The 12,371-nt window shown below is 66.3% G+C and carries 11 protein-coding genes; 9 read left to right on the top strand and 2 right to left on the bottom strand.

Annotation, left to right across the window (positions count from 1 at the left end):
• Nucleotides 1-2 precede the first annotated feature (2 nt).
• Nucleotides 3-1,043: a linear amide C-N hydrolase gene (locus GZ67_RS0115920; protein WP_051662582.1), complete on the bottom strand. Its 1,041-nt coding sequence runs from the start codon at nucleotides 1,041-1,043 to the stop codon at nucleotides 3-5.
• 71 nt (nucleotides 1,044-1,114) lie between these two features.
• The gene (locus GZ67_RS0115915) at nucleotides 1,115-1,369 is read right to left on the bottom strand and encodes a LapA family protein (RefSeq protein ID WP_029262697.1); all 255 of its coding nucleotides are present in this window, start codon (nucleotides 1,367-1,369) and stop codon (nucleotides 1,115-1,117) included.
• 227 nt (nucleotides 1,370-1,596) lie between these two features.
• Here GZ67_RS0115915 and GZ67_RS0115910 point away from each other — a divergent pair, with 227 nt between their 5' ends.
• The 9 genes from GZ67_RS0115910 to GZ67_RS0115870 all read left to right on the top strand — a co-directional run bounded on the left by GZ67_RS0115910 (nucleotide 1,597) and on the right by GZ67_RS0115870 (nucleotide 12,259).
• Nucleotides 1,597-2,850, top strand: a complete 1,254-nt coding sequence (locus tag GZ67_RS0115910; RefSeq protein WP_136025724.1) for a metal-dependent hydrolase family protein — start codon at nucleotides 1,597-1,599, stop codon at nucleotides 2,848-2,850.
• Nucleotides 2,851-2,902: 52 nt separating this feature from the next.
• Entirely contained in the window at nucleotides 2,903-3,673 is a 771-nt protein-coding gene (locus GZ67_RS0115905) for a hypothetical protein (RefSeq protein WP_036303649.1), read from the top strand.
• A complete protein-coding gene (locus tag GZ67_RS0115900; protein WP_029262694.1) occupies nucleotides 3,670-5,616 on the top strand; it encodes a YhgE/Pip domain-containing protein in 1,947 nt (648 codons plus the stop codon). Before GZ67_RS0115905 ends, GZ67_RS0115900 begins: the two co-directional genes overlap by 4 nt.
• 76 nt (nucleotides 5,617-5,692) lie before the next feature.
• The gene (locus GZ67_RS0115895) at nucleotides 5,693-7,102 is read left to right on the top strand and encodes a glutamate decarboxylase (RefSeq protein ID WP_029262693.1); all 1,410 of its coding nucleotides are present in this window, start codon (nucleotides 5,693-5,695) and stop codon (nucleotides 7,100-7,102) included.
• Nucleotides 7,103-7,178: 76 nt separating this feature from the next.
• On the top strand, nucleotides 7,179-7,892 hold the full coding sequence (locus tag GZ67_RS0115890) for a hypothetical protein (protein ID WP_051662581.1): 714 nt from the start codon (nucleotides 7,179-7,181) through the stop codon (nucleotides 7,890-7,892).
• Between the two features lie 41 nt (nucleotides 7,893-7,933).
• Nucleotides 7,934-9,010, top strand: a complete 1,077-nt coding sequence (locus GZ67_RS0115885; RefSeq protein ID WP_081860027.1) for a hypothetical protein — start codon at nucleotides 7,934-7,936, stop codon at nucleotides 9,008-9,010.
• Nucleotides 9,007-9,678, top strand: a complete 672-nt coding sequence (locus GZ67_RS0115880; protein WP_029262690.1) for a GAP family protein — start codon at nucleotides 9,007-9,009, stop codon at nucleotides 9,676-9,678. Before GZ67_RS0115885 ends, GZ67_RS0115880 begins: the two co-directional genes overlap by 4 nt.
• A 29-nt stretch (nucleotides 9,679-9,707) precedes the next feature.
• Nucleotides 9,708-11,357, top strand: coding sequence for a cation:proton antiporter (locus GZ67_RS0115875; protein WP_029262689.1), 1,650 nt, complete (start codon nucleotides 9,708-9,710; stop codon nucleotides 11,355-11,357).
• Nucleotides 11,354-12,259, top strand: a complete 906-nt coding sequence (locus GZ67_RS0115870; RefSeq protein WP_029262688.1) for a hypothetical protein — start codon at nucleotides 11,354-11,356, stop codon at nucleotides 12,257-12,259. Before GZ67_RS0115875 ends, GZ67_RS0115870 begins: the two co-directional genes overlap by 4 nt.
• The last annotated feature ends 112 nt before the right edge of the window (nucleotides 12,260-12,371 follow it).

Below are 12,371 nucleotides of genomic sequence, written 5' to 3'. Positions count from 1 at the left end.
ACTCAGCTCGGACGAGACGAAGCCACCGCACCGTGTCCGGCGGCGAGACGACGGAGATCGGTGAGGGACAGGAAATGCAGTTCACCGCGCTCCTCGAACTTCGTCGAGACGTTGCCCGCCAGGCCTCCTTCGATCGCGAGACCGCTGCCCAGATCGAGGACCAGCGGGGGGCTGCCCTCGGCGAAGTCGACATCAGCGAGGTCGACCCACACGATGTTCGGGCGCGTCGTCGATTCGAACACATAGCGGAGGCGGGTGAGATCCGCGACGACCTGCCAGATGGTCTGCGATGCATCCGGTCTGCCTTCGTCCGGCAAGCGGAAGGGCTGGGCGGCGTTGCGGATCACGCTGAACATCGACGCGATGGCCTCGAGCTGGGTCTTCGGCTGCGGCAGACGACGGACGTAGTGGGCGGCACGGGCGAAACGGTCGGGGGCGAGCGTCGTCCCAGGCAGGGGGTTCTCGCCCCCGAACCCGTCGATCTGTGAAAGCAGCGCGAGCTGCTCGTCATACTTCGGCGAGTTCGTCATCACCCGAAACTCCGCCCCGTGGTGGACCTCGACGTCGCCGTCGATGTACTCGATGATCGCGGAATCGCCGGATGCGTCGTCCAGGGCCAGATGAATCGTGGGGACCTCACCCGTGACGGGGTCCGTGAGCTGGACCACCTGCACGCGGTTCGAGGTGATCCACCCCACGGCTTCCGCCACCGTGGCGAAATTGTCGAGGAAATACTGCAACCAGACGGCCTGACTCAGCGCTGGTCGTGACGGATCGAGCTCTCCGTATGAGGATTCGGCGAGCCAGAGAACGTGCCCGGCGAGCCCCGCCTCGTTCACCCCGTCGACCGTGATCATGTCGAAGGCCGTGGCGACGATGCTGCCGTACCGGGACTGCCAGGTCAGAGCGCCGTCGACTCCGTCGTCGCGGCGCGACCCTCTCGGCAGCTTCCACAGATTGGTGCCCAGATCGCGGTGGTAGTCCATGTTCCGTCCGACGATCACCGCTCCGTCGGCGTCGGGCCAGACCACTCTTGTGCACATGTCGGTGTCTCTCTCTCGGGTTCGTCGGGGATCGGCAAGATTGCGCTTCTATGCCGGAGCAGGAATGAAGGTCATCCACGCTTCCGCGGTCGGAACCAGGGGAACAGGGAACCGATGACCACGCCGGCAGCCAGAACCGCGAGAAACCAGCCCCAGGCGGGCATCGTGAACTCCAGGAACAGGAATCTCAGCGTCGCGGGAGCCACATTCGAGAACACGAAGGAGAGCGCGGCGATGGCGATGATGATGGCGATGATCGCCTTCGCTCCGTTCGCCTTCGCCTTCTGTTCCGTACCGCTGCCTGTCGTGCTTTCCTTCTCGGGCATACGTCTCCTCCTCCTGCTCCCGCGCGCTCGCGGGCCGCTCCAGGGAGGAGACTACTCACCTTTCGTGCCGCTCCACGAGAGGATGAGAGCCGGGTGAAGGGCAGAGGGCGGACAGGGTCATCACCCGAATGACGGGTCGGGGGAAATCTCTCGCCGGGACGCATCCACCGCGCAGCCCGCGGCATAGTCTCGCGGCCATGGCCCCAGGGACGCATGCACCTCAGAGAATGATCATTCGCGACGCTCGCGTCTTCGACGGCGTGAATGCGAAGACACAGGACAACGTCGATGTCCTGATCGAAGGTCCCTTCGTCGTGGCCGTATCCTCGGCTCCCGTCGCCGGCGACGCCTCCGACGGCGTGATCGAGATCGACGCGAAAGGGCGCTTCCTGATGCCGGGCCTGAGCGATGCCCACGTGCACCTCATGGGCAACGCCAACAGCATGATGGAGTTCCTGCAGGGTCCGACCGGCGCGCTGTACGGGAACACGATCGCCGAGGCGAAGCGGATGCTGCTGCGCGGGTTCACGACGGTGCGGGATATGGGTGGTGACACCGCTCCGGTGAAGTCGCTCATCGATCGCGGTGTATTCGAGGGGCCGCGCATCTTCCCCAGCCAAGCGATGATCTCGCAGACATCGGGACACGCTGACTTCTCGTTCGTCTACGACGTTCCGGAGGAGTTCGGCGGTGCACCGAGCCGGACCGAGGACATCCACTTCACCCGCGTCGCCGACGGAGTGCCGCGCGTGTTGGCGGCTGTCCGGGAGCAGCTCAAGATGGGGGCGAGTCAGATCAAGCTCACCCTCGGCGGTGGGGCTGCGTCGATGTACGACCCGCTGAACACTCTGCAGTACACACCGGATGAGATCCGAGCCGCAGTGCAGGCGGCGACCGACTACGGCACCTACGTGGCCACCCACGTCTACACGCCCGCCGGAATCGCGCGTGCTCTGGAGGCCGGCGTCACATCGATCGAACACGGACACCTCGCCGACGAGGCGACGATCGCGCTGATCGCCGAGAAGGGTGCCTGGCTCTCGATGCAGCCTTTCGCCGAGGACGACCACCACTATCCCGACCCGGTGCGTGCCGCGAAGAACACCGAGATCTGCCATGGCACCGATGAGGTGTACGGCTGGGCGAAGCAGTATGGAGTGAAGACCGCATGGGGGACCGATCTGCTGCTCGAGCCGCAGTCCGCGGCCCGCCAGAGTGTCATGGCTGCGCGCCTCGGTGACTTCTACAGCAATGTGGACGCCCTCACGATGCTCACCTCCGGCAACGCGTCGCTGTTCGAGCTCGCGGGGGAGCGCAACAGTTACCGAGGCGCGAAGCTCGGCGTCATCGCGGAAGGATCCTGGGCGGACCTGATCCTCGTCAACGGAGATCCGATCGAAGACCTCTCGCTCATCGCCGACCCTGACGCGAACTTCGCGCTCATCGTCAAGGGCGGCCAGGTCATCAAGAACGAGGCCTGAAGCCATGTCGGCTCCTATCGGCAATCTCAGGGCGAATCGAAGGGGAAGAGCGATGGCAGCTCCGACGGATCAGGGTGAGACCGATGAGGGTCTCGGCACACGCAGTGGCCACAGCGAGACGTTCGGCGAGGTGCTGATCACCGCGACCGGCATCGGTGTCGACGCCTCTTGGGGGCACATCTACGGACCGGTCGATCTCACGGTCCGAGCCGGCGGCGTCACGGTGCTCGTCGGCGCAGGAGGCCGCGGCCGCCAGGCGCTCCTGCTGACGTTGAGCGGGCGGATGAAGCCGACCACCGGACGACTCGAAGCCTTCGGACGCATCGACAAGCCGCATCATCTCTTCGGTCAGGCGGCGATCGCCAACGTCGACGAGGTCGACGGCATCCCGCAGACGATCCGCGTGCACGACATCGTGACCGAACAGGTGCGGTGGGCCGCCAAGTGGTACCAGTGGGTGCCGCAGTCGACCGACGAGGATCTCGAACGCATCTGCCGCCCGGTATTCGGTGACTATTCGCTGCCGACGATGGACGCGATGGTCGAGGAGCTGCCGGAGTTCACGGCAGCCCTCTTCCGCATCGCCGTGGCCAACATCCGAAAGCCCCCGCTGCTGGTCGTCGGTGGCGTCGACACCCTCGCCAGCGTCGAGGGCTCCCGGCGTCTCCGTGAGCGCCTCATCGCTCTCGGTGCCGAGCAGACCGTCATCATGGCCGACGTCAACGGCGTCGACAAGCAGGACGGCATCACCGATGTGATCGAGGTCCACAACCTCACCGACCACGAATTCGCGGTCCTGGAACGAGAGGTCACCGGCCGATGATCGCCGCATTCTCACCCGGTAGCGATTTCAAGCGCTACTACCGCGGGCGCATGCCGCGTCTCGCCGTCGCCGTCATCATCCTGATGCCACTCCTGTACGGCGCCCTGTACCTCTGGGCGTTCTGGAACCCGTTCGGCAACGTGAACCATCTGCCCGTCGCCATCGTCAACCTCGACGAGGGGGCCGACGCGATGGGCGAGCCGCTCGATGCGGGTACCCAGGTCGTGAAGGGGATCGTCGATTCCGGGCAGCTCGAGACCCACGTCGTGGATGAGGCCGAAGGCACCGCAGGCCTCGAACACGGACGATATGCGTTCACGATCACGATCCCTGCGGACTTCAGCGAGGCGATCGCATCGGCGGCGACGGGGGACCCCCGCCAGGCCGACCTGATCTTCACCTACAACGACGCGAACAACTACCTGTCGACCGTGATCGGTCAGGATGCTGCCGCTGAGGTCATCAACGACGTCACGGCGCAGGTGGGGGAGCAGGTCTTCCTCGCCGTCGCGACCGGGATCAAGGGGGAGCTACCCACGATCCGCCAGGCCGCGGCCGGTATCGAGACGCTCAACTCCGGGGTCGACGAACTCAGCGCGGGAGCCGATCAACTCGCCACGGGTCTGGTGACGGCCAAGTCGGGCGCGGGGACGCTTTCCGCCGCCCTCGATGAACTCGTGGCCAACGTGGACGGTGCCGTCGGGCAGGTCGAGCGAGCCGTCAACGCCAACGGTCTCACGACCGGCGAACTGCAGCAGTTCGCCTCGTCCATCCGCACCAGCACCGACAGCCTCGACGGCGCACTGGCAGGTATCGCGGAAGCGAACACGCGGGCGCGGGCAGATCTGCAGGCGGTGATCGACGACGTGCGCGCCTCCGGCGACGACGAGCTGGCCGAGCGGCTGGAGAATGTGCAGCGATCGATCGAGCAGAGTGGTGTCGGGCAGGAGGTGTCGATCGCCTTCGACCGTCTCCGCAACGACGTCGACACCCTCGCCGGCGAGTTCGACAACCCGAGCAGTCGCGTGAACGTGATGCTGCGGGCTGTCGAGTCCGGCGGCATCAACAACACCCTGAACCAGGTCACGGGGAAGGCCGACGAACTGCGATCGGGCGCGGACCAGCTCGCGAGCGGCCTGGTCCAGCTCAGCGACGGTGCGAACGAGATCTCCGCGAACATGCCTGCGCTCGTGGCCGGCACCGCGGAACTTGCCAGCGGCGTCGAATCGGGGATGAAACTGATCCCCCACTGGAACAGTGATCAGCAGTCGAGCTTCATCAAGACGCTGGCCGATCCCGTCGTGATGAAGCAGGTCACGAACAACGAGGCGAAGACCTTCGCCTACGGATTCGCACCGTTCTTCTTCGGGCTTGCGCTGTTCGTCGGCGGCATCATCGCGTGGATGCTCTTCACTCCGCTGCAGGCGCGTCCGCTGGCGCAAGGGCTCGGGTCCTTCCGAACCGTGCTCGCCTCCTATGCGCCCACGCTGGCGGTCGGCTTCCTGCAGGCGGCGATCCTCTACCTGGTCGTGCGGTTCGGACTGGGAATGGAGTACGCCAACCCCTGGGGCACGTTCGGGTTCATGCTGCTCATGGTCGCGATGTTCATGGCCATGATCCAGATGTTCAATGCCGTCCTCGGGCCGGCCGTGGGCCGAGTGCTCACGCTCGCCTTCCTCATGGTGCAACTCACTTCCGCCGGAGGCGTGTACCCGGTCGCGGTGACGACGCTGCCGTTCCAGTACATCCATTGGATCGATCCGATGACGGCCACCGTCACCGGGCTGAGGTTCATGATCCTGGGAGGCGCGGACTACCGGCTGTGGGTTGCGATCGGCACGATCGCCCTGCTCACAGTGGTGTTCCTCGCGATCTCGACGTTGGCCGCCCGGCGCAACAGGCAGTACAACATGGACCGCCTCTACCCACCGGTCGAGGTATAGGAGGAGAGTCACCCTCACCACACGTCCTGGCACCTCATCCCACTTCACCCGTCCGATCTCTTCGTAGGAGCGAAAAGTGACCACCAACACGCACAAGGCCCGGCAGTCGACGAACATCGACTCGACCATCAGCATCAATCCCGTCTTCGTCCGACCGGGCGAGGCCACCGAGTTCGACAAGTTCACATTGCCGACCGGCCCGAGCCTGCCGGAGACGGCGTACCAGATCGTGCACGACGAGTCGATCCTCGACGGCAACTCGCGACTCAATCTCGCGACGTTCGTCGGCACCTGGATGGATGACGAGGCCAAGAAGCTGTACCTCGAAGCGGCCGACAAGAACATGATCGACAAGGACGAGTACCCGGCGACCGCGGCGATCGAGGATCGCTGCTGGCGGATCCTCGCCGACCTGTGGAACGTCCCGGACAAGAGCGACACGATCGGCACCTCGACGATCGGCTCGTCGGAGGCGTGCATGCTCGGCGGGCTCGCTCTCAAACGCCTGTGGCAGGAGAAGCGCACCGCTGAGGGCAAGTCGACGGACAAGCCGAACCTGATCATGTCGGCGGCTGTCCAGGTCGTGTGGGAGAAGTTCTGCAACTACTGGGACGTCGAGCCGCGTTACGTGCCGGTGAGCCCGGATCACATCATCCTCGACGGCTACAACCTCGAGGACTACGTCGACGAGAACACGATCGGCGTGGTGTCGATCCTCGGACAGACGTTCACCGGACTGTACGACGACACCATCGCGATCTCGAAGAAGCTCGATGAGATCCAGGCGAAGACCGGCCTCGACGTGAAGATCCACGTCGACGGGGCATCCGGCGCGATGGTCGCACCGTTCTGTCAGCCGGACCTGGTGTGGGACTTCCAGCTGGACCGGGTGAACTCCATCTCCACCTCGGGCCACAAGTACGGCCTCGTCTACCCCGGTGTCGGGTGGGTGGTCTGGCGCAACACCGCCGTGCTGCCCGAGAGCATGATCTTCCACGTGAGCTACCTCGGCGGGGACATGCCCACGCTCGCGCTGAACTTCTCTCGCCCCGGCGCGCAGGTGCTGCTGCAGTACTACCAGTTCCTCCGTCTCGGATTCGAGGGCTACCGCGAGGTGCAGCAGAACTCGATCGACGTCGCCACCTACCTCTCGAGTGAGATCGCGAAGATCGGCCCATTCGATCTGATCAGCAAGGGAGACACGATCCCCGTGTTCGCGTGGGTGCTGAAGGACGGGCACACCGACAAGTGGACTCTGTACGACCTCGCCGATCGTCTGCGGATGAAGGGGTGGCTCGTCCCCGCCTACCCGATGGCTGATGACATGTCGGATGTCGTCCTGCAGCGCATCGTCGTGAAGGTCGGGCTCAGCCGTGACCTCGCATCGGCTCTGCTCGCCGACATCCGGGGCGAGGTGGCGTTCCTCGAGGCGCTGACCACCCCGCTTCCCGATACCGCGAGCAGCGGATCACACTTCCACCACTGATCCGTCCGATCGGGGAGGGCGCCGTCGTGCGCCCTCCCCGATCGCGCCTTCGAGTCACACAGAGAGGAGTGCGACGATGACCGTTGCAGCGACCAGCATCGATCCACCCCGCAGGCTCTTCGTGCCCAACGTCACGAAGCAGTGCTGGGGGTTCATGATCGGCTCCGCGTTCTTCGCCGTCGGCTCCGCGCCCGGCCTGAGCGAGGCATTGGGCTCGAGCGGGTCCAACCTGCTCTTCTTCATCGGCGCCTGGTTCTTCACCGGCGCCGGACTGATCCAACTGTTCCTCAGTGGTGCCGTGGCAGTGAGGGTGGCCTACGCGCCGGGACGGATGGTGCGGGCGGAGTGGCTCGCCGCTGCCACGCAGTCGTTCGGGACGATCCTGTTCAACGTGAGCACGACCGGTGCACTGCACGCGCGGAGCATCGCTGCACAGGAGAAGCTCGTCTGGAATCCCGACGCCGGAGGGTCCGTCGCCTTCCTCCTCAGCGGCATCCTCGCATTCGTGGCCTACGCCCATGCCCGAAGACTCTGGGACCTGGGGCGCCGTGCCTGGTGGTCGGTCTTCATCAACATGGTCGGATGCATCGCGTTCGGTGCCTCGGCCGTAGGCGCGTTCATCCTGCCCAGCGGAGATGCGTTCAACAACGGTCTCGCGAACTACGGCACCTTCGTCGGGGCGCTCTGCTTCCTGCTGGCCTCTCTCATCGTTCTTCCGTTCTGGGATCGGGGACGCCATCACCGGGGCAGGGCGGGCTCCGGCCCCGACGACGAGCCCGTTCTCCGATGACGCGCACGCGGACGCCGGTGGCGAGGGAACGGGAGACGGCGATGGACAGGACGACATCGATCGACACGAGAGCGAGTGCGGGGGCGGTCGGCACCCGCAGCCGGGGCCGGCGTGCGCTCGACGACGAGTCGTTCGCCCTCACTTTCGGCGCGTTCGCCTTCGCGGGAAGCGCCATCGTCGCGATCTTCGTGTTCTGGGGCCGCGAGCTCCCGATCGATGGCCGACACTCTCTCGGCGAGTTCGCGGCGATCGCCGGCGCCGTGGCCGCCGCTGCCGGATTCGCGACATCCCGTCTGCGTCCGCATCGCGACAGGCCGACCGACATGCGCGCCGCCGACGGCACCCGGTACTGGTGGTTCGACCTCGTCGCATTGTCGGCCGCCTACGCTGCCATCGCTCTTCTCGGGTGGATCGGCGTGGCGACCATCCTCGATCACAGCTTCGTCGGGGCGACGGTGTTCGCGTCGCCCGCGGTCGTCCTCGCGGCGGCATCTGCGGCGCTCAGCGCATATCTCGCCTTCGTGAGCGGGGCGAATCTCACGCCCCGCCATCTGTCCCTCGTCCTCGCGGTGTTCCTCGTGGTCGGCATGGTGACGGCGATGTTGAGTGCGACGGACCCGCAGTGGTGGCAGATGAACCTGTCGGCGCTCGGCATCACCCACGACATCTCGGCGCTGACGTTCAACGTCACACTGATCGTGTCGGGCGTCATCGTCACGACGATCGCGCGGTTCGGGACCGCGTCTCTGCCTTCGGAGATGGACGCGGATCGACGGCGGCGAGGCACCGTTCGGGGGCTCTTCGTTCTGCTCGGTGCGCTGCTCGCCTGTGTCGGGCTCTTTCCCGTCGACCGGTTCTTCCTCCTGCACAACACAGTCGCCACCGGCATGTGCGTCGCGTTCGCGGTGCTCGTGGTCGGGCTCCCCTGGCTCATCCCGACCATGCCGAGAGTCTTCGTCGCGCTGGGCTTCGTCTACGTGGGGGTGATCGTGATCCTCGCGCTGCTCTTCTCGGCCGGCATCTACAATCTGACGGCCGTCGAGCTCGTCTCGGCTCTGCTCATCTTCAGCTGGATCATCCTGTTCCTGCGTAATGCGCACCCGGTGGTGCGCGCATGATCGCCGTCCTCGCAGATCTGCTGACACTCGGCGTCGCCGTCGCGATCAGCCCGTTGTCCATCGTCGCCGTCATCCTGATGGCGACGTCGGGCAAGGGGCGCACGAACGGCACGGCGTTCATCCTGGGGTGTTATGCATGGGGCATCCTCTTCGTCGGCGTCCTCGTGCTGATCGGGCGAGCGGCGGGGGCGGAGGACCCGGACTCCGGGCCACACATCACGATCGACATCATCGAGATCGTCCTCGGTGCGGGTCTGCTCGTGCTCGCGCTGCTGCAGTGGCGCGGCCGTTCTTCGCACGAGACTCCCAAATGGATGGCCAGTCTCGACGGGCTGACCGCGTGGAAGGCGTTCTTCGTCGGCGTCCTGATATCGGGACCGCTGTCGCCCAAGGATCTGCCGCTGCTCGCCGCCGCGGGGGGCCGCATTTCGCAGGCCGTCCTGCCGGTCGAACAGGTGGTGGCCGTCGTGCTGATCTTCGGCATCTTCGGCATCTCGGCGGTGGCGATTCCGTGGATCATCAGCGTCGTCTCGCCGAGCAAGGTCGAGGTGCGCCTCTCCGGCATGCGCAACTGGCTCGTCACCAATCACGCCGTCATCATGGCGGTGCTGTTCGTCATCCTCGGTTTCAAGCTCATCGGCGCCGGCGTCGCCGACCTGGCGGGGTGAGTCGTGGGTTCCGATCGTGAGGAGTCCGGATGCCGGTAGAGGTCCTCGTCTTCGTCATCGTCGCCGTGTTCGTGATCGTGTTCGCGAGCTCGCTGTCGCAGCGGACGGGCATCGCGGGGCCGCTGATCCTCGTCGCCGTCGGCGTGGGGGTCAGCCTGATCCCCGGGGTGGCCGCCGTGTCCGTGCCCCCGGAGTTAATCCTGGTCGGCGTGTTGCCTCCACTGCTGTTCTCGGCGGCCGTCTCCGCCCCGGCGATCGAATTCCGGCGTGATCTCGCCGCGATCGGCGGCCTATCGGTGCTCCTCGTGATCGTGAGCGCCGTGGTGCTCGGGCTGTTCTTCTTCTGGGCCATACCCGGTCTCGGCTTCCCGCTGGCGGTGGCGCTCGGTGCGATCCTGAGCCCGACGGATGCCGTCGCGACGTCCATCGTGCGCCGACTCGGAGTGCCGCGACGCGTGGTGACCGTGCTCGAGGGGGAGTCCCTGCTCAACGACGCGACCGCACTGGTGCTGCTGCGCACGGCGATCGTCGCGGCGGCGTCCGGATTCTCCTTCCTCACGACTCTCGGATCGTTCGCCTGGGCGGTGCTCTCCGCTGTCGCCGTCGGTGCGGGCGCCGGGTGGCTGGCGCTGCGCCTGCGGGCATGGACCACGAGCGCGACGGCGAACACCGCCCTCGGCTTGACGATCCCGTACATCGCCTATCTGCCGACGGAAGCACTCGGAGGTTCCGGCCTCGTCGCGGCGGTCGTGGCGGGCGTGGTCTGCGGGCAAGGGGCCGTGCGATGGCTCACACCCGAACAGCGCATCTCCGACAAGCTCACCTGGCGCACGATCGCGTTCCTCCTCGAGGGTGCCGTCTTCCTCCTCATGGGGCTCGAGTTGTGGGGGATCGTGGAGAGCAATCTTGAGGCAGAAGAAGGGCTGCTCGCAGGCATCGCCATCGCCGCGGTGGCACTCGTGATCCTGATCGCCGTCCGTGCCGCCTACGTCTTCCCCATGATGCAGGTGCACACCGCCAGGGTGGCGAGATCGGTGCGCCACCGCCTCTCCGTGGATGGAGCCGGGTCCGGAAGGCGCACTGCGGGACGGATGCGCGCCGACATCGAGTACTTCGACGCGTCGCCGCTGACCTGGAAGCACAATGCGATGATCGTGTGGGCCGGCATGCGTGGTGCGGTCACGCTCGCGGCGGCGCAGACGCTGCCCGCAGAAGTACCGTCGCGCGACCTGCTGGTCTTCATCGCGTTCCTCGTCGCCGCGGGCAGTCTGCTGCTGCAGGGGATGACCCTTCCTGTCTTGGCGCGTCTCCTCGGACTCCGGGCGGCTGGGGCGAGCGGCCCGCCGCGCGACGAGATCCGCAGCATCGACGAGCAGCTGCGTGACGCCGCCCAAGCGGCGATCGACGGTGACACGCTGCAGCGTCGTGGGCGCACGCCGTTCTCCGACGCGCTCTCTTCGCTCCCGAGGGCGGGATTCGTCGCGCCACTCGATCCCCGTGGCGGTGCGGATGCCCCGGAGGCGCTCGAGTTCCAACTCGCCCTGATCGCCGTCATGCGGGAGCGCCTGCATGAACTCGGCCGGTCCGGACATCACAGCACGACCGCCCTCCGATATGTCCTCGATGAGCTCGATGCCTTCGAGATCAGTGTGAAGCTCCACCTCGAAAGCGAGAGATGACCATGGAACTCGACTCGGCACCTCTGATCGGCATCGCTCTGGCGGTCGGATCTGCCGCTGCGCTCGCGGTCGGCAATCTGCTGCAGGCGCGAGGCGTGCGTGCCATGGAGGCCGCAGCGGAGCGCGGAGTCGACGGTTCGAAGGCCATGAACCTCCTTCGCAACCACTTCTGGCTGCTCGGCACTCTCCTCCTCGGAGTCACCGTGCTCCTGCAGATGGGCAGTCTCACATTCGCGCCCTTGATGGTCGTGCAACCGGTGGGCGTCGTCGCACTGGTGTTCACCGCCCTGTTGACGGCAGTGTTCGCCAAGAGAGCGCCCTCCCGTCAGGTGGTGCGAGCCATCGCCATCTGCGTGCTCGGGGTGGCCGGGTTCGTGACCGTCGCGGCGATGGTGAGCACGCAGCACGCGATCACCGATGTGCAGCTCATCGCGGTGCTGGTCGTGCTGACCGTGCTGCTGGTCACCACGGCGGTGGTCGGGATCGTGGGGCGGCGCCGGCGCACGCCTCCGGTCGTCTGGGTGCTTCTCGGCGGCATCTACTCGGCCTTCGTGGCGACCCTCGGCAAGACCGTCATCCTCCGCGTGCAGTCTGCCGTTCAGTCGGGCGGTCTGAAGTGGGATGTCGCCAACCTTCTGACCATCGCCTGCATTCTGGGCATCGGAGTCGCCGGGGGACTCTCGATCTACTTCGTGCAGAAGGCCCACGCTTTCAACCGCCCGGAGGTCGTCGTCGCGGGGCTCACCGTCGTGGATCCCGCGGTCGCCGTCGTGCTGGGCATCGCGATCCTGGGCGAGGCGAGCGGCGCGCCGATGTGGGCGTACCTCGCGTTGGCGGCGGCGGGAGCGGTCGCGATGAGCGGGGTGTTCGCCCTGTCACGGGCGGAGGCTCGCACGGAATGAGTGGTGCGGGTCGGGTCCTCAGCGGCCCGGATGCCGGACAGCCCGGGTGGTCGCCCGGGTGTCACCGGGGTGAACACCCGGGTGATGTCCGACGGTGATCTGCGCCCCGAGC

The organism is Microbacterium sp. Cr-K20, assembly GCF_000708325.1.
GTDB lineage: Bacteria > Actinomycetota > Actinomycetes > Actinomycetales > Microbacteriaceae > Microbacterium.
The sequence above is the reverse complement of the archived record's forward strand: the minus strand, read 5'-3'. Positions and strand labels throughout refer to the sequence as shown.